At 42.4% G+C, this 16,911-nt stretch carries 16 protein-coding genes; 4 read left to right on the forward strand and 12 right to left on the reverse strand.

What is annotated here, in order from left to right:
* Window positions 1-3: 3 nt before the first annotated feature.
* From holA to leuS, 3 genes are read right to left on the reverse strand one after another with little or no spacing between them, the layout of a single operon-like run.
* Entirely contained in the window at window positions 4-1,029 is a 1,026-nt protein-coding gene (gene holA / locus CYCPU_RS0108620) for a DNA polymerase III subunit delta (protein ID WP_020162509.1), read from the reverse strand.
* Between the two features lie 33 nt (window positions 1,030-1,062).
* A complete protein-coding gene (locus tag CYCPU_RS0108625; RefSeq protein WP_015006467.1) occupies window positions 1,063-1,593 on the reverse strand; it encodes an LPS-assembly lipoprotein LptE in 531 nt (176 codons plus the stop codon).
* 11 nt (window positions 1,594-1,604) lie between these two features.
* Complete coding sequence (gene leuS / locus CYCPU_RS0108630) at window positions 1,605-4,055, reverse strand: leucine--tRNA ligase (protein ID WP_026362647.1); 2,451 nt, start codon at window positions 4,053-4,055, stop codon at window positions 1,605-1,607.
* Between the two features lie 168 nt (window positions 4,056-4,223).
* On the opposite strand from leuS, the gene CYCPU_RS0108635 reads away from it, so the two are divergent.
* The 3 genes from CYCPU_RS0108635 to CYCPU_RS0108645 all read left to right on the forward strand — a co-directional run bounded on the left by CYCPU_RS0108635 (window position 4,224) and on the right by CYCPU_RS0108645 (window position 6,681).
* A complete protein-coding gene (locus CYCPU_RS0108635) occupies window positions 4,224-4,748 on the forward strand; it encodes a zinc ribbon-containing protein (RefSeq protein ID WP_015006469.1) in 525 nt (174 codons plus the stop codon).
* Window positions 4,745-5,512, forward strand: a complete 768-nt coding sequence (locus tag CYCPU_RS0108640) for a ParA family protein (RefSeq protein WP_016389939.1) — start codon at window positions 4,745-4,747, stop codon at window positions 5,510-5,512. The genes CYCPU_RS0108635 and CYCPU_RS0108640 overlap by 4 nt, the downstream gene beginning before the upstream one ends.
* Window positions 5,513-5,610: 98 nt before the next feature.
* Window positions 5,611-6,681 (forward strand): NADH:ubiquinone reductase (Na(+)-transporting) subunit F, encoded by a 1,071-nt coding sequence (locus CYCPU_RS0108645; protein WP_015006471.1) that lies wholly within the window; start codon window positions 5,611-5,613, stop codon window positions 6,679-6,681.
* A gap of 86 nt (window positions 6,682-6,767) precedes the next feature.
* On the opposite strand, the gene lnt is transcribed toward CYCPU_RS0108645, so the two are convergent.
* The 9 genes from lnt to CYCPU_RS0108690 are packed head-to-tail and all read right to left on the reverse strand — an operon-like array spanning window position 6,768 to window position 15,691.
* Window positions 6,768-8,282, reverse strand: a complete 1,515-nt coding sequence (gene lnt, locus CYCPU_RS0108650) for an apolipoprotein N-acyltransferase (protein WP_232228626.1) — start codon at window positions 8,280-8,282, stop codon at window positions 6,768-6,770.
* Window positions 8,283-8,312: 30 nt separating this feature from the next.
* Window positions 8,313-9,164 (reverse strand): CorC family transporter, encoded by an 852-nt coding sequence (locus CYCPU_RS0108655; protein WP_015006473.1) that lies wholly within the window; start codon window positions 9,162-9,164, stop codon window positions 8,313-8,315.
* A gap of 8 nt (window positions 9,165-9,172) precedes the next feature.
* Window positions 9,173-9,631, reverse strand: a complete 459-nt coding sequence (gene ybeY / locus CYCPU_RS0108660) for an rRNA maturation RNase YbeY (RefSeq protein ID WP_015006474.1) — start codon at window positions 9,629-9,631, stop codon at window positions 9,173-9,175.
* Window positions 9,628-10,590, reverse strand: a complete 963-nt coding sequence (locus CYCPU_RS0108665) for a PhoH family protein (RefSeq protein WP_015006475.1) — start codon at window positions 10,588-10,590, stop codon at window positions 9,628-9,630. The genes ybeY and CYCPU_RS0108665 overlap by 4 nt, the downstream gene beginning before the upstream one ends.
* A gap of 1 nt (window position 10,591) precedes the next feature.
* Window positions 10,592-11,968 carry a tRNA (N6-isopentenyl adenosine(37)-C2)-methylthiotransferase MiaB gene (gene miaB, locus CYCPU_RS11770; RefSeq protein WP_050999777.1) on the reverse strand — a complete coding sequence of 459 codons (1,377 nt, stop codon included), beginning with the start codon at window positions 11,966-11,968 and terminating at the stop codon, window positions 10,592-10,594.
* Window positions 11,969-12,004: 36 nt separating this feature from the next.
* Window positions 12,005-12,814, reverse strand: a complete 810-nt coding sequence (locus CYCPU_RS0108675) for a lanthanide ABC transporter permease protein PedC (protein WP_015006477.1) — start codon at window positions 12,812-12,814, stop codon at window positions 12,005-12,007.
* Window positions 12,811-13,545 (reverse strand): lanthanide ABC transporter ATP-binding protein PedB/LutE, encoded by a 735-nt coding sequence (locus CYCPU_RS0108680; protein WP_015006478.1) that lies wholly within the window; start codon window positions 13,543-13,545, stop codon window positions 12,811-12,813. Before CYCPU_RS0108680 ends, CYCPU_RS0108675 begins: the two co-directional genes overlap by 4 nt.
* Entirely contained in the window at window positions 13,545-14,498 is a 954-nt protein-coding gene (locus tag CYCPU_RS0108685; protein WP_020162512.1) for a PQQ-dependent catabolism-associated beta-propeller protein, read from the reverse strand. The genes CYCPU_RS0108680 and CYCPU_RS0108685 overlap by 1 nt, the downstream gene beginning before the upstream one ends.
* An 8-nt stretch (window positions 14,499-14,506) precedes the next feature.
* The gene (locus CYCPU_RS0108690) at window positions 14,507-15,691 is read right to left on the reverse strand and encodes a lanthanide ABC transporter ABC transporter substrate-binding protein PedA1 (RefSeq protein ID WP_016389931.1); all 1,185 of its coding nucleotides are present in this window, start codon (window positions 15,689-15,691) and stop codon (window positions 14,507-14,509) included.
* A 354-nt stretch (window positions 15,692-16,045) separates the two neighbouring features.
* On the opposite strand from CYCPU_RS0108690, the gene CYCPU_RS0108695 reads away from it, so the two are divergent.
* Window positions 16,046-16,855: an alpha/beta hydrolase gene (locus CYCPU_RS0108695; RefSeq protein WP_020162513.1), complete on the forward strand. Its 810-nt coding sequence runs from the start codon at window positions 16,046-16,048 to the stop codon at window positions 16,853-16,855.
* Window positions 16,856-16,911: the final 56 nt, after the last annotated feature.

Genomic DNA, 16,911 nt, shown 5'->3' on the forward strand with positions numbered 1-16,911 from the left:
ATACTACGGTTGGTTATTGAAACGTTTCGGCTCACAAAACGCTAAACAAATTTGCTCAATCATCAGCCATTCATCCCCTGTCTCAACACCTTTTGTCACCCGTTCGGCCTTTGCGCAAGCCTGAATCATCGCTTGCCACTGACCAAGCCCTCCTCTAGATAGAGCCTTCATATAAGTGTTTTTTTTACTGTCCCAAATCCGGTGCTTTTTAAACGTTGCGTCACGTCGACCCATTGTTTTTTCTTCAAAGCTTAAGCTGGCAAGAATCCGTAATTCGCGCATTAAAGCCCATAAAACGACAGGTGCCGCCAGCTTTTCCCCTAACAAGCCTTTTAATATTTGAAGTGCTCTTGCCGCGTCACCCAACAGCAAGCTATCGGTCAGCTTGAAAACATCATACCGTGCATTATCTGCCACCGTATTTGAGATATCTTCTATTGATAATTCTACTGGGCCAAATAATGTGTGAAGTTTTTCAATTTCTTGATCAGCAGCCAGCAAATTCCCCTCAACACTGTCTGCTAGCAATTTAACACCTTGGGCGCTTGCCTTTAAGCCTTTTCGCTTCAGACGATGGTCCAACCATCTCAACAATTTATCATCAACCAGAGGCCACACTTGCACCACTACCCCATGTTGATCTATCGATTTAAACCATTTTGACTTTTTTGCAGAACCATCTAACTTGCCAGCGACAATAATCAGTAGATTGTCGGCAGACAAATCATCTAGCATTTTTTCAATCGCTTGTGATCCTTCTCGCCCCGGTTTAGCCGTTGGTAAATTTAATTCAATTAGGTTCTTTTCGGCAAATAATGACTGGTTCAAACTAGCGGCATAAAGCTGGTTCCAGTCAAACTGCCCCTCAACATGCAACACCTGACGGTTCACAAACCCCGCGTTTCTGGCCTGCTGACGAATTAAGTCAACAGCCTCACCTTGCTGTAATGGCTCAGCACCCGACACTAAATACACCGGTGCTAGTTTTTTATTCAGCGAAGAAGATAATTGATTAACGTCTAACTGCATAGGCTCTGGCTCAACACAGGCCAGCTAATTGAGTTAATGAACCACCGCGTCTACTTTTACTGCTTGTATATGCCTTAAAATTTGTTGGGCCGCATCTCGTTTTAAATCACGCGCAATAACCGCTGACTCATTGGTTCGACCTATAATGTCATTTTCATCGTTGATGAAATCACGCACTAATAATAGCGCTTGGTCATCTAAAAGCACCTGACCATTCGCCATCACCAAACTATAAATGACGGAGTACTGCATTTCTGACTCACGAACTTTACCTCTTGAGTCCACACTCAAAGTTCTATTTTCTGACTCTTCTTTTTTAATCGTTAATATCGCATCGGCATCTGAACGCTGGCTTACCACTTCTGCGGAGTACCCAAGCAGCTCTTTCAAATCTCTTACTAAGTCAGTGTGCTGAGGGCCAGCCACATAAATTTTCTGAAGTTCAGCAGGTAGCTCGAAAGCTCCTCGTAATTTAAAACCGCACGCCGTTAATGAAACTGACAACAGGCAAAGTATTGTCATTAAACGCAGTATCACAAAAAAGTGTGTTCGAGTGTTCATCATATTTTAGTCCGCTAAATAACAATATTAACCAGTCTCTTCGGCACAATAATAACCTTTCGAACAGGTTTTCCGTCAATAAATTTATTAACATTGTCCTCTGATAACGCTAACTTTTCTATGCTTTCTTTAGATGCATCGGCCGCCACCATCAGCTTAGCTCTTAATTTGCCATTTACTTGCACCACCATTTGCACTTCCTCCAACACCAACGCCGTCTCATCAAATTCTGGCCACGTTACGTCGATCAGTGGATCTTGATGGCCCAAAGCTTGCCACATCTGATCACAAACATGAGGAATAATCGGCGACAACATCAACACAATGCTTTCTAACGCTTCTTGTAACAAGGCTCGAGAAGCATCCGTTTCGGCTTTAAATTTAGACACTGAATTTAACAATTCCATATTAGCCGCAATGGCTGTATTGAACGTTAAACGGCGACCATAATCATCATTGACCTTATTTAAGGTTTCATGGACCTGTCGACGAAGCGCCTTATCTTCACTGCTTAATTGATCAACTGTATATCCGCTGATTAAGCCGCCATCGACATGCTCTTTGACTTGACGCCATAAGCGACGAATAAATCGAAATGAGCCTTCGACTGCGCTGTCAGACCATTCTAATGATTGCTCTGGAGGCGCAGCAAACATAGTGAATAGGCGCACCGTATCGGCACCGTACTTTTCAATTAAACCTTGCGGATCAACCGTATTGCCTTTCGATTTTGACATTTTCGTGCCATCTTTAAGCACCATCCCTTGCGTTAACAAGTTCTTAAACGGCTCATCGCAAGACACCAAGCCAAGGTCACGCAATAATTTTGTATAAAACCGCGAATACAGGAGATGCAAAATAGCGTGTTCAATACCACCGATATATTGATCAACCGGCAGCCAATAGTTAGCTCGTTCATCTAACATCGCTTGATCATTATCTGCACAACAATAACGTGCAAAATACCATGAAGACTCCATGAACGTATCAAACGTATCGGTTTCTCTTTTAGCTTGCTGACCACACGTTGGACAGCTTGTATTAATAAATTCTTCGTGCCTTGCTAAGGGCGACCCAACCCCTTCCAAGGACACATCCTTAGGCAAAATAACCGGTAACTGCTCATCGGGCACTGGCACAGTACCGCAGTCATCACAATAAATAACCGGCACAGGTGTTCCCCAATAACGTTGACGTGAAATACCCCAATCACGCAAACGAAAGTTAACCGTTTTTTTGCCCTTACCCTTGGCACTTAATGATTCAGCAATTGCATCGAAGGCCTGCTGAAAATCTAAACCATCAAATTCCGCTGAATTAAGTAACGTTCCTTTGCCCGTATACGCTTGCTTTGTAAGATCAATATCATCAGGGTTATCGGTAGCTATAACTTGCTTGATTGCTAAGCCATACTTGTTCGCAAACTCGAAATCACGCTGATCATGAGCAGGCACTGACATCACTGCTCCGGTTCCATAATGCATTAATACAAAATTTGCGATCCAAATAGGTACCGTCTCACCCGTTAATGGATGAATCGCCTTAAGCCCCGAATCAATGCCCTTTTTCTCCATTGTCTCCATCGCAGCTTCCGATGTTTCCATGGTTTTACATTGATCTAAAAATTCAGCAATATCGGTATTATTTTCTGCCGCTTGGAGAGCCAGAGGGTGCTCTGCCGCAACCGCAACATAGGTAACACCCATTAAAGTATCTGGTCGTGTCGTATAAACAGGTAAGGTACTATCACTGCCTTCAATATCAAACGACAGCTCAACACCTTCTGAACGACCAATCCAGTTTTGCTGCATAGTGCGAACCTGCTCAGGCCAGCCTTCCAACTCTTTCAACGAGCTCAATAATTCGTCAGCATAGTTTGTAATTCGCATAAACCATTGTGAAATTTCGCGTTTTTCAACCTCGTTATCACAACGCCAACAGCAACCATCAATCACCTGTTCATTTGCTAACACCGTATTACAATCTGGACACCAGTTAAGCGGTGCTGTTTTTTTATACACCAAGTCTTTTTCAAGTAAGCGCGTAAAGAACCACTGTTCCCAACGATAGTAATCATCATTACAAGTGGCCACTTCACGCTTCCAATCATAACCAAAACCCAATTGTTTAAGTTGGGTGCGCATATAATCAATATTATCTGAGGTCCAGCCACCAGGGTGCACTCCATGTTTCATCGCTGCATTTTCCGCCGGCAACCCAAAGGCATCCCAACCCATCGGTTGCATCACATTTTTACCTTTCATCCGCTGGTAACGGCTAACTACATCACCAATGGTGTAATTACGAACATGTCCCATATGTAACCGCCCACTCGGATACGGAAACATAGACAAACAATAGTATTTTTCCTTTGTTGTGTCCTCGGTTACTTCAAAAGCACCCGTTAATTGCCATTTTTCTTGAACACTCTTTTCAATAAGAGAAGGTTGATATTCTTCTTGCATTTTTTTACCGTCGGACACACTATTTAATAAGGTGGGTAGAATACCTTAGCTACCTATAAATCTAAAGTTGAATTAAATAGAAGGTTACATCTTCTGTTTGTATAAACTTTAAACCCAATGGGTCTGAAGTTGAATTGAGAAGACTAGACCTTCATACAGGGAGATCTTATGAATAACTCAATACAAGATAAGTTACTTCAAGCCTACGATAAGATGATGCAACGCCTCCATGACACCGTTGAACGGGCTGAAAAAATTGCTATTCCAACTCTTAGTGAAAACCTAAAACATGCACAAGAAAAAGCCGTTGAACTAGGCGAACTGACAAAAGAGGAAGCAAGTAAAGTTGCCGACTATTTAAAAAGGGACTTAGAAGACGCCTCAGCCTATCTACAAACCACAAAAAAGGAGTTCTCTGACTGGCTATCTTTTGAGTCAAATTTGATAGAGGGTAAAATCGGTGACTGGACCCATTCGGTCGTCGATAAAGCAAAATTAGAGTGGGAGAACTTAAACTTAGATACCATAAAGGGAACGCTTTACCATTCAGGAGAGCTTACAGGCCCTGGCACTCTTGAGTGCACCCAATGTAAACAGACACTGAACTTTAAAAAAACCGGACATATTCCCCCATGTCCAACCTGCCATAAAACTGAATTTAAACGTCGCAAAAAGAAGGTGGTTAAAAAATGAACCGTGTTATTTTTAATAAAAAAGGTGGTGTTGGCAAATCTACTATTACCTGCAATTTAGCCGCAATTAGTGCGTCGAAAGGTAAAAAAACCTTGGTCATCGACCTTGATACACAAGGCAACTCAACTCACTATTTACTCGGCCAGCAATCAAATACGCTTGAATCCACATTGGCAGATTTTTATACCAACACCCTTAACGTAAGCCTATTTCCAAAAGATTTCAGCGATTTTATCTATGAAACTGGTATGCCAAATTTATATGTCATGCCATCACACCCAGACATGGACAATCTACACGCAAAGCTTGAATCTCGTTACAAAATATATAAATTGAAAGAAGCGTTAGACACCATGGGAGAGTTTGATAATATTTTTATCGACACGCCACCAGCGCTCAACTTCTACACCCGTTCGGCACTAATCGCCGCAAATAGCTGCATCATTCCCTTCGATTGCGATGTTTTTTCAAAACAAGCCTTGTATTCCTTACTCGATACTGTCGCCGAAGTTAAAGCTGACCATAACCCAAACTTGGCGATTGAGGGTATTGTTGTCAACCAGTTCCAAAAACGCGCAAAACTACCGACCCAGCTACTAGAAGAACTTATTGACGACAATTTAAAGCTTTTCAAAAGCATGATCTCCCCTTCTGTAAAAATACGAGAATCCCATAGCGCAAGCCAACCCATGATCCAATATGCGCCAAACCATAAAATCACCGAGGAGTTTAAAAGCCTTTATCAGGAATTAAAGAAAAAATAATTGGATTCTCCCCTAACGTTAGGTTTACACTCTACGGCGGTTATAAATTACCTACATTTAACACTTTTTAAAATCAACACAGCAAACGTAAGGTCACAATGAAAAAACTATTTGGCTTATTTGGTGGGGCAAAAAAAACCCCTTTAAAGGCAACTATTCAGCCATCTGGCAAATCATTTGAAGTTCCAAAAAACAACACTTTGTTACAGACTGCGCTCAATGAAGGGGTTAATTTTCCGTTTCACTGCACGGTGGGCACCTGTGGAAATTGTCGCTGCAAATTACTCGATGGTGAGGTTAAAGCCATCATGGATTTTTCATACACCTTATCAGAACCAGAACTTGATGAAGGCTACATTCTTGCCTGCCAAAGCTTATTGAAGACCGATGTTATCATTGAGCTTGAAGCCGACGCTAACCAACCCAAACACTCAGTAAAAACCTATAAGGGAACCATTACTGACACCCACATGCATACACATGACATTATGGAAGTGACGGTGGAATTAGACCAAGCAATTTCATTCACCGCAGGGCAATTTGCCGATATAGGACTTGAGGGGTTTTCTCGCCACCGCAGTTACTCTTTCGCCAATGCGCCGGCTGCTAATGGCCAAAAAACGCTAAGTTTTCATGTTAGAAATGTGCCCGGTGGCGACTACACCCAATGGCTGTTTGAAAAAGACCGAAAAGGCGAAGCCTTTGAACTGCACGGCCCTAGCGGTGCGTTTTGGTTAAGAACTTCAGATGCGCCAATTCTCGCCATCGCAGGTGGTAGCGGCATGGCACCACTAAAATCTATTTTAGAAGATGCCTTAAAAAATAACATTAATAGACCCGTTACCTATTTATTTGGTGCCCGTGCTCAACGCGATCTCTATTGTCTTGATGATATGAAAAAACTAACAGAAAAGTGGTCCAACTCTTTTAAATTTGTACCCGTGCTGTCCGAGGAGCCTGAAGATTCAGACTGGACTGGAAAACGTGGTCTGGTCACCGACTTTATTGACGATGAAACTATCGGTTTTTCGGTGTCTGATAGTCACGCCTACCTATGTGGCCCGCCAGGAATGATTGATGCAACACTGGTAAAGCTTGAAGAGGCTAATATCAGTTTAGATAATATTCATTACGACAAATTTTTGGACTCTAGGCAGTTAGAGAGCTGATTTTCGAACTACCCTAGAGTTAAATCTGATTCGCCTTCAGCAAACCAGCATAAGAGCGTCATGTTCATCTGGCCGCCTTTAGTCTGTTAAGCACTGTAGGCGGGGCGATTTTTTATACGGTCCCTTTTTAAAAAACTCACCAGTACCATCACCACAACAAAACCTAAAAAGCCCCACCAACCACCTTGGACAAAAGGGGTAGCGCCCTTTAACGGCGTTATCTCCCCAGTTAATGCAGTGCGTCTAAACATCGGCGCTTGTTTAATAACTTGCCCCGCAGGGTCAATAATTGCCGTAATACCCGTATTGGTAGACCTTAATAAAAAGCGCCCACTTTCCAACGAACGCATCCGAGCCATCTGAAAATGTTGGTACGGTGCAATCGTGTCGCCAAACCAGGTATCGTTACTCACGTTCACTAAATACGCTGCCTCAGGAAGCCCATCAATGGATGTTTGCTGAAAAGCATCTTCGTAACAAATAGACGATGCAAACGGAAAACCCGCCCCTTGTAAAAGCGTTTGCTGATCACCTCCGGCTGAAAAATCGGACATGGGTATTTTTAGAAAATTTAAAATAATGGTCGATAGGGGCTTCAATGGCATATATTCACCCAGAGGCACTAAATGACGCTTAAGGTAAAAATCATTCGAATATCGAACACTGTATAAGCCATTATAATAATCGCTGCCATTAGTAGACATGACGGGTAGCCCTAGAACAATATCTATATCACGTTCATCTACTTCCCTTTTTAGTTGTGGTATCAACGTGTTTTCCACCCGATGCAAAAAAGCAGGTACAGATGTTTCAGGCCAAACAATTAAATCAACACCATGCTGTTGCCTTGTCATTTGCAGATAAATGTCGATGTTTTTTTGCTTAAATGACGGCAGCCATTTTATTTCTTGTGGGATATTACCTTGCAATAAGGCTACTTTAATCGGCGCTCCTGCAGGCTCCGTCCATTCGATGTTTTTAAGCATAAATCCACTGAGCCAAACGGACACAATTAAAGTACTAGCAAACATCATCTGCCTTTTTCCTAACTTATGAAGGCAGTATGAAATCGCCCCAACCATTACGACTAACAACCAAGAAACCCCCAACACCCCAACGATAGGGGCCCAAGCAGACAGCCAAGTATCGACTTGGCTAAAACCCAGTGACAACCATGGAAACCCAGTAAACAAGATGCCTCGTAACGCTTCTAACCCAACCCATAAACTGGGCAACGCCAATAAATACCGAACCGCAAGGCGCCGGTAAAAAAATCGGTTCATCAAATATGCAAATAACGCCATATAAAGCGCAAGAATGGCCACCATTCCTAACATGATAATGATGGCTAACCACAATGGAGCATTTGCAAAGTGGTGAATACTAAAGTAAACCCAATAGACACCATGAGCAAAATACCCCCAACCAAAGGCATAGCCCATTAACGCTGCTGTTGATGGCCTTAATTGGCGTAAGGTCAATAGAAATAAAACGGGAGACAGCACCGCCATAAGCGGAAGGTCGTAAGGTGAAAACGCTAGTGGGAGTAAGGCACCAGAAAAAATTGCAGCAATAACACGCATGCCCTGCTTAGGATTCATCAGCATTATTCGCCCTGCATTTTCCTGACTTTATTCTTCCTCAACCGCATCTAGAATGGTCATACGAAGTAAATGAACACGACGATTATCAGCCCTTAACACCTCAAATAAAAAGCCATCAATTTGTGTTTTTTCACCATGTTCAGGCACATGACCGAAGCTTTTAACCACCATACCACCCACTGTATCAACATCGTCTGGATAATCGGTTTCAAAACGTTCATTAAAATCGGCAATTTCGGTTAAGGCTTTAATGTTGTATTCATATTCGCTACGCTGAAGAATAAACGCTTCTTCTTCAAAATCATGCTCATCTTCAATCTCACCAACAATTTGCTCAAGCACATCTTCAATCGTGATAAGACCCGCAACTGAACCATACTCGTCAATCACAATCGCCATGTGATTTCTATTCGCACGAAACTCATGCAACATCACATTTAAACGCTTACTTTCAGGCACAAAAATCGCGGGGCGCATGACATCCTTTACGTCAAACTTTTCATCCTTATTAGTAACAACATAGTTCAATAAATCTTTCGCCAACAAAATACCAGCCACTTGTGAGGTTTCTTCATCTTGAACAGGAAAACGAGAGTGTGCTGACTCCGTCACGCGAGGAAAGATATCTTTCAATTCTGCTTCTCGAGGAATAAAAACTATCTGCGAACGAGGAATCATAATATCTCGCACCTGTAACTCTGAGACTTGCAAAACACCTTCAATCATCGCTAAGGCATCCTGCCCTAATAAATCTCTTTTCTCCGCGTCACGCATTAACTGCACTAGGTCTTCACGATCTTTTGGCTCGCCCATTAGCGCCTGCCCTAATCGTTCTATCCAAGATCGATTTTCAAGTGTGTCATTTTTTGTCTGGTTCATATTATTGCTCAACCCTCATAAGGGTTCTTAATCCCGATACTATTCAAAAGTTTTATTTCTAACAATTCCATGACCTGAGCATCATCGTCATTAATGTGATCATAACCTTGAAGGTGTAAACAACCATGGATCACCATATGCGCCCAGTGTGCAGCCGCTTGCTTCCCCTGCTCTTCCGCCTCACGCAACACCACAGGTGCACAAATAACTAAGTCGCCTAGGGTTTCTTCCGATAAGGCACCGTCAGGCAAACCACTTGGGCTTTCGAACGGAAAGCTTAAAACATTCGTTGGCCCTTTCTTTTGACGATAGGCTTCATTTAAAGCAGCTGACTCATCTTCGTCTACCAATCTTATAACGACTTCAGCATCTTTTTGCTGTTGGAGTCCAAGTTTAACCCAATCAATCAACGATTGTTGCTCAGGCAATTCGCTACAGTCACTGGCTATTTGTAATTCAACACTCATGATTTAGCGTGCTTTTCATAGGCCGACACAATTTTTTGTACGATCGGATGCCTCACCACATCTGTATTTTTAAACTGCGTAAAACTAATGCTGTCTATGCCCTTTAAAATCTTCATGACCAATTTCAAACCCGATTCGGTATGCCCTGGTAGGTCTATCTGAGTAATATCACCCGTCACCACCACTGTAGACCCATAACCAATTCGTGTTAAAAACATTTTAATTTGTTCTGGCGTTGTATTTTGCGCCTCATCTAAAATAATAAATGCTTCGCTCAATGTTCGGCCTCGCATAAAAGCCAATGGCGCAATCTCTATTACATTTCGTTCAATAAGTTTTTCGACTCGCTCGACACCTAACATCTCATATAAAGCATCGTACAAAGGTCTTAAATATGGATTAATTTTTTCACTTAAATCGCCCGGTAAAAAACCCAGTCGTTCACCCGCCTCTACCGCTGGGCGAGCTAGAATAATTCGTGATACTTTCTCTGCTTCTAAGGCTTCTACTGCACAGGCTACAGCCAAATATGTTTTACCCGTCCCTGCCGGCCCAATGCCAAAAACAATATCATTTTTTGGAATACTTTTAACGTAAGACTGTTGGTTACCGCCACGTGGCTTAATTACTTTTTTTCTAGTATGGATAACGGCGGTGTCATCTAGATCCACCGGTTGCTCTACAGACATCTTTGTTTCCTGCATTAATAAATGTACCTTTTCAGGTGTTAATTGATCGCTTTCGGTACTTTTATACAGCGCTTTTAACGCCGTAATCGCTACTCCAACCCCAATCTCCAAACCGGTCACGCTAAAATGATGCCCTCGATGTTTTACATCAACATCTAAACGCCGTTCTAACTGTGTGATATGCTCATTAAATTGGCCGCACAAACTGGCCAAACGTTTATTGTTGGCTGGCGTTAAGATCACATCAGTGGTTTTAAGTTTGCTACTCAATTTATGAAGCTGTACGCCTTTCTTGAAGAGACTGACTAGCCTCCCTATCTGCTGCTGTCACTACCCGTCCCCTTAGAGAGTATGGCAAGGCTTCTGTAATTAACACATCAACAAATTGCCCTTTTAGCCGAGTATGGCCAGCAAAGTTTACAACGCGATTATTCTCTGTACGCCCGGTCATTTGTAAAGAATTCTTCTTTGACTCACCTTCCACCAAAAGCCGTTGAACAGTGCCAACCATGCTTTTCGAAATATCTGCCGTTTGCTGGGTAATAATATTCTGTAGTCGCTCAAGACGTTGCTTTTTAACATCCATATCAATATCATCTGGCATTTCTGCCGCTGGCGTTCCTGGACGAGCACTAAAAATAAAGCTAAATGAAAAGTCGAAGCCTATTTTTTCGATTAGCTGTATGGTGTCTTCAAACTCCTCATCGGTTTCTTGTGGAAAACCAACAATGAAGTCTGATGAAAAGCTCATATTCGGACGAATCTTTTTAAGACGTTGAAGTTTTTCAATATATAAATCTATTTCATGCCCGCGTTTCATTCGTGCCAACACGCTATTGCTGCCGCTTTGCACTGGCAAATGAAGGTGATCAACTAACTCTGGAATATCCTCATACGCTTGAATTAAACTTTCTGAAAACTCCTTTGGGTGTGATGTGGTATATCGGATACGATCAATACCATCAATTGCTGCAACGTAATGCAGCAGTAACGCAAAATCAGCGATATCTCCATCGCTCATTTCTCCGCGATAGGCGTTAACATTTTGCCCCAATAAATTAACTTCTCTAACCCCTTGCGACGCTAAACTCGATACTTCTGCAATCACATCATCTAAAGGTCTACTGACTTCCTCGCCGCGTGTATAGGGAACAACGCAAAAGGTACAATATTTACTGCACCCTTCCATAACTGATACGAAAGCTTTCGGCCCTTCTGCACGAGGTTCTGGCAAATTATCAAACTTTTCAATTTCCGGAAAAGAAATGTCCATTACCAGTTTCTTTTTTGTTTGCGCCTCTTTCAACATCGCTGGTAAACGGTGCAAGGTCTGTGGACCAAACACTACATCAACATAGGGTGCTCTTCGCCGTATAATTTTGCCCTCTTGACTGGCAACACAACCACCTACGCCTATTAATAAGTCGGGGTTCTTTTCTTTCAATGGGCGCCAGCGCCCTAATTGATGAAAAACACGCTCTTGTGCTTTTTCTCTAATTGAGCAGGTATTAAGCAGCAATACATCTGCTTCTTTTTCATTATCTGTTAACCGTAGGTCATGCGATTGCGCAAGCACATCCGCCATTTTTTCAGAATCATATTCATTCATCTGACAACCATGGGTGCGTATAAAAAGTTTTTTAGTCATATTCGTTAATTTTAACACGCAACGAGAGGCCGTTGCTCAACTTGGTCCACCAGCTTTTCTTACCATCATGCCCTTTGATGGGTTATAACCCCAAACGGCCACTAACAAAAACACAATAAACGCCACTAAGGTATACACAAAAGCAGCTAGGTTAAACTGCCCATACAGCGCAAATCGAAGCAACTCAACCGCTTGTGAAAACGGATTATAACTTGCCAAGGTATGCAATAACTCGCTTGATTCTTTAATTTTCCATAACGGATAAAGCGCCGTAGACATAAAAAACATTGGAAAAATAACAAAATTCATCACCCCTGCAAAGTTTTCTAACTGTTTTATAAAAGACGACAGCAACATTCCTAACGCTCCGAGCATTAAACCCGCTAGGACCAACGCCGGAAATAAAGTCAGATAGCCCAGCCATGGTGCTTGAATGTCATAGAACCACGCAATCAGCAAAAACACATACGCTTGAAGGATCGAAACAAACGTCCCGGCCATTAATTTTCCAGTGAGTAAAAACCAACGTGGCAAAGGGCTAACTAAGAGTGTTTTCATGCTACCCATTTCGCGATCATAGACCATCGATAAGGAACTTTGCATGCCATTGAAGAGTTGAATCATGCCAATCAAACCAGCAGTAATATACACCTCATACAATATGTACGTTTCATACGGTGGCATAATCGCAATTCCCAAGGTAGAGCGAAAACCCGCTGCAAAAACAAACAACCAAACCAAGGGCCTAACTAACGCCGCAATAAAACGTTCACGTTGAAGCAAAAATCGCCACAACTCTCGTTTTATAATACCTTTCAATGCAATAAAGGCATGCTTAAGCCTCATGATGATATCCCCTGTGTTAAGCGCTTAAACGCACGGGAGATGTCATCTGTAGAGTCCCCACCACATACTTGGCTCACCGGCCCTTGTGCTTTGATTTCCCCTTGATGCAAAACAAGCAACTTATCAGACGGATACACCTCATCGATCAAATGCGTTGCCCAAAGAACCGACAACCCATCATCTTTGCATAACGCATGCACGTGCTCAACAATCCCTTTACGGCTTGACACATCCAAACCAACAGTGGGCTCATCTAATAACAATAAAGATGGCTTATGTAACAGCGCTCTGGCTATTTCCACACGCCGACGATGCCCGCCATTGAGCTGACGAATTTTTTCATCTTTACGCGCCAACATACCCTGCCTTTCTAGTTCTTCACTTACTCGAACGGAAGCCTGTTTACGCGACATACCGTGCAACGAGGCGTGATAATAAAGATTTTGCAGAACACTTAAATCCATATCTAGTGTTGTTTGCTGAAACACCACCCCTAAATTCGCCAAAGCCTGACAAGCTTGCGTCTTAACGTTAAACCCATTAATGCTAATTTCACCGGAACGACTGTCGTACAAATGCGTTATCAACGAAAACAAGGTCGACTTGCCCGCACCATTAGGCCCTAACAAAATAGCGCACTCACCAGCTGCTATTGAAAAATTAATGTCCGATAAGGCTGCTGTATTTCCATACGCATAACTTAGCGTTTTAACAGCTAATGAAAGACTCATTATTTAACTGCAATACCCCAAGGGTAACGACCAACCCGTACAGATTTTGTTACTGTTAAGGTTTCCACCTCAATAATCGAAATGTCATTACTGACACCATTAGTTGTATACAACCGCTTTAAGTCTGGCGAAAACGCAAGGTTCCATACCCGCTGGCCAACTAATAAATACTTGATGACCGTCATTGTTTCAATATCCAAAACAGCAACACGGTTCGCAGGACCCAACGCAACAAATAAAAATTTATTATTCGGGTGCGCCAACACACCGACCGGTTGAATAAGCGCCTTATCAACCCCGGCTATTTCAAACTGTACTTTACTGACAATTTGCTTCGTCGACACATTAATACGAGACAAAGAACCTGCTATTTCAGAGCTTACAAACAGCGCTTGACCGTCTACAGAAAACTCTGCTGCCCTAGGACGTGAATCGACCAAGGTATTCTCTTTTATCGTTTGCTCTGTAGGATCAATCCAATGGACCATATTAGTTGTTTCAGATGTATTAACTACCCACTTTCCATCAAGAGACACAGCAATACCTTCAGGTTCCACGCCAACCGGGATCTCAGCAATTACGTTCTTTGTTTGCAAATCAATCACTGTGACAATATTGTCATCTTCATTAGATACGTACAACCAAAGGCCATTAGGGTGAATCTTGAACAATTCCGGGTCATCACCTGATGGCAGCTCACCCACCACCTTTAAGCTTGCGGTATCTATAACCTGAATGGTGTCATCGTCACTCGCTGCGACATAGAGTTGTGTTTTATCGTTGTTGAAGGCTACACCACGTGGGCGCTGACCCAACGGCACTGTTTGCAACAACTGCCCTGTTTCACCGTTAACCACAGCCAAGGCGTTGTCTTTTTCTAATGTTATATAAAGTGTATCTGCAAAACTGACTGTCGAAAAAATTATTAAAAACGCGAAGAGGTATTTATTCATTATTATTTTTAGCGTAATTCACATGTTGATTCGAGCTTATCATACCCTAGCGTATCTAAATAAGTCCGCGGGTGTAAAAACTCTTTAAGCGGCAATACCGAGACAATTGAGCGTGGCGTTGCCAATAAAACAGGCTGACGTAACTGTTGATTCCAACGCCTAAATGTAAGCTTTACACCTTTAAAACCGGCCAAACTAAAACGATCACTGAGGATATATTTTTTTACTTCAGCTGGCTCCACTTTATTGGCTCGTGTCACCGCCTCACCTACCGTACGAACGGCTAACCATGACGAGTAATCAACATCATTCATCCAGCGGCCAGCTTGCTTATAAAACCTATTTTGCATTTGAACTGCGCCCCATCGCTCGTGGGTTCTATGCCAAGCACTTGGCACTAAACCCTGCGTGCCAATAATAGGTCGAGGTAACCAAGTATTCATCGTTAAGTATTCACCAAATAAGCCTTTTACATCCGCTACCGCTAAAACATCATACTCAGCGCCCTGAGTAAATACAGGGATTTCTGCTTGCGCTGTGCGACGAGCATCATGATCAAAATTCCACGTTTTTTCTTTTACGATTTTTATCCCAAAACGTTTTGCAGCACGCTTAATAGCATTAGCAAAGCGTTGGTCTTCTTCATCGTTCCCCTTAACCAAAAACCAATTTTGCCAGCGTTTTTTCAGCATCCATTGAGCAAGTGCATCTGCTTTCATAGCATCACTTGGAATAATATGAAAGATGTTTGCACTACAACTGTTATTCCTTAGCCTGTCATCTGTCGATGAAACATTGAAGAGCAATATATTCTTCGGCTTGGCCAAGGCAGAGATTTTTTCCAGTGTTGATGCTTGAACATCGACGAGGATATAGCGATAACCTCCTTCTACCAATAGATTGAAGGCGCTAATTACATCAGCATGAAGAGGCACCTCAATGTGCTTCAAGTCATAATGATGTCCTGTAAATTGCCCTGTGGTATTATTATCCTTGATGCCTAAGGTGGCTCCTTGAATACCTTCATCCGTTAGTATTGGGTCAAGGTTTGATAAGGCCGGCGGCACTGCTCTTTTTTCCGTAAGCAAGGCCAAACTCACCTTAACATCATTTGCTAGCACATGATTGGAGCCCATCACCATTAAGCAAGTTAAGAAAAAAACCACGCGCTTGTTTAATACCATATTATTCATTTTTTAACCGGCTCTTTAGCAATGGACACTGCCCTTTCAAGCGCTTCATGCGCCATCTGTGTGCAGCTTGACTTGTTTTTGATTTTATTTTGATTAAAACAGCACGTCTAGTGCAATTAAAGTCTAGAATGTGAGGCAAAAAAAAGCGACTCATAAAGAGTCGCCAAGAGGAGGAGAACATTATTACATTGGGCAGCGATCTGAGAGCAGAGCTGCAGTAACAATGTGATATGAATATTATATTGCTTTGCAGCATACGTCAAGACTTATTCTAAAATTTACACATAAAAAGTTAGCCCGCTTTAAATAAAAGGAAAATAATGATTAATACATCTAAATATAATCGAGGTAGCAATGAACATTGAATCCTCGGCAGAAAACCCAGCTTTAGATGTTATTGAGCGCCACCCTAACAAAGCGACTCGCAAACCCATCTTATTTATTCATGGTGCGAACATGTCTGCATGGTGTTGGGACGAATACTTTATGCCTTTTTTTGCAGACCTGGGGCATCCAACCTATGCCATCAATCTACGCGGCCACGGGAAAAGCGGCGGAAGCGCCATGCTCGCTTCAAATAGCATTGCCGATTATGTTAATGACATTCAACGAGTTATCGATGAAATTGGCGAACCCCCAATTCTGATTGGTCACTCCTTAGGTGGGCTGATTATTCAAAAATATATAGAAAAGGAAACCGTTCCTGCCTCCATACTGATGGCTAGTGTTCCTGTTGACGGTCTTATTCCATCAATTATTGATTTGGCCTTGAACCCAACTTTTTATATGCAAATGAACCTTGGCGAACTTATCGGCACGTGGTTTTCACCGGTTGATCTAACGCGTAAATCTATATTTGCTGGCCACGTTAATGACGATGTTGTAATCCGTTATTGTGCTGAAATGCAACAAGGCTCTCCAAAAGCTTTGCTTGATACCTTATGGCTTGGTCTGCCTACGTACAAAAACCCTTTCGAGATCCCGATGTTGGCGCTCAGTGCTGATGAGGATACTTTCTTTAGGCCCGCACACATCAGAAAAACAGCAAAGGCATACAAGGCAGACTTCATTAATATGAAAAAAATGGGGCATACCATGATGATTGACGCTCACTGGCGTGAAAGTGCTGAAACCATTCAGCATTGGCTAGAAAAAAACCTTTAGCCGCTCATTAACGACATATACCTTAATAAAAAGGGCTGAATACACAGCCCTTTTTA

The organism is Cycloclasticus pugetii PS-1 (genome assembly GCF_000384415.1).
GTDB classification, from domain to species: domain Bacteria; phylum Pseudomonadota; class Gammaproteobacteria; order Methylococcales; family Cycloclasticaceae; genus Cycloclasticus; species Cycloclasticus pugetii.

Excerpts from the sequence above, each read along its gene's own strand:
- CYCPU_RS0108655 (WP_015006473.1), bottom strand. The coding sequence starts at position 9,164 with ATGAACCAGACAAAAAATGACACACTTGAAAATCGATCTTGGATAGAA.
- leuS (WP_026362647.1), bottom strand. The coding sequence starts at position 4,055 with ATGCAAGAAGAATATCAACCTTCTCTTATTGAAAAGAGTGTTCAAGAA.
- CYCPU_RS0108645 (WP_015006471.1), top strand. The coding sequence starts at position 5,611 with ATGAAAAAACTATTTGGCTTATTTGGTGGGGCAAAAAAAACCCCTTTA.
- CYCPU_RS0108695 (WP_020162513.1), top strand. The coding sequence starts at position 16,046 with ATGAACATTGAATCCTCGGCAGAAAACCCAGCTTTAGATGTTATTGAG.
- ybeY (WP_015006474.1), bottom strand. The coding sequence starts at position 9,631 with ATGAGTGTTGAATTACAAATAGCCAGTGACTGTAGCGAATTGCCTGAG.
- lnt (WP_232228626.1), bottom strand. The coding sequence starts at position 8,282 with ATGAATCCTAAGCAGGGCATGCGTGTTATTGCTGCAATTTTTTCTGGT.
- CYCPU_RS0108690 (WP_016389931.1), bottom strand. The coding sequence starts at position 15,691 with ATGAATAATATGGTATTAAACAAGCGCGTGGTTTTTTTCTTAACTTGC.
- miaB (WP_050999777.1), bottom strand. The coding sequence starts at position 11,968 with ATGACTAAAAAACTTTTTATACGCACCCATGGTTGTCAGATGAATGAA.
- CYCPU_RS0108685 (WP_020162512.1), bottom strand. The coding sequence starts at position 14,498 with ATGAATAAATACCTCTTCGCGTTTTTAATAATTTTTTCGACAGTCAGT.
- CYCPU_RS0108640 (WP_016389939.1), top strand. The coding sequence starts at position 4,745 with ATGAACCGTGTTATTTTTAATAAAAAAGGTGGTGTTGGCAAATCTACT.
- CYCPU_RS0108635 (WP_015006469.1), top strand. The coding sequence starts at position 4,224 with ATGAATAACTCAATACAAGATAAGTTACTTCAAGCCTACGATAAGATG.
- CYCPU_RS0108675 (WP_015006477.1), bottom strand. The coding sequence starts at position 12,814 with ATGAGGCTTAAGCATGCCTTTATTGCATTGAAAGGTATTATAAAACGA.
- holA (WP_020162509.1), bottom strand. The coding sequence starts at position 1,029 with ATGCAGTTAGACGTTAATCAATTATCTTCTTCGCTGAATAAAAAACTA.
- CYCPU_RS0108625 (WP_015006467.1), bottom strand. The coding sequence starts at position 1,593 with ATGATGAACACTCGAACACACTTTTTTGTGATACTGCGTTTAATGACA.
- CYCPU_RS0108680 (WP_015006478.1), bottom strand. The coding sequence starts at position 13,545 with ATGAGTCTTTCATTAGCTGTTAAAACGCTAAGTTATGCGTATGGAAAT.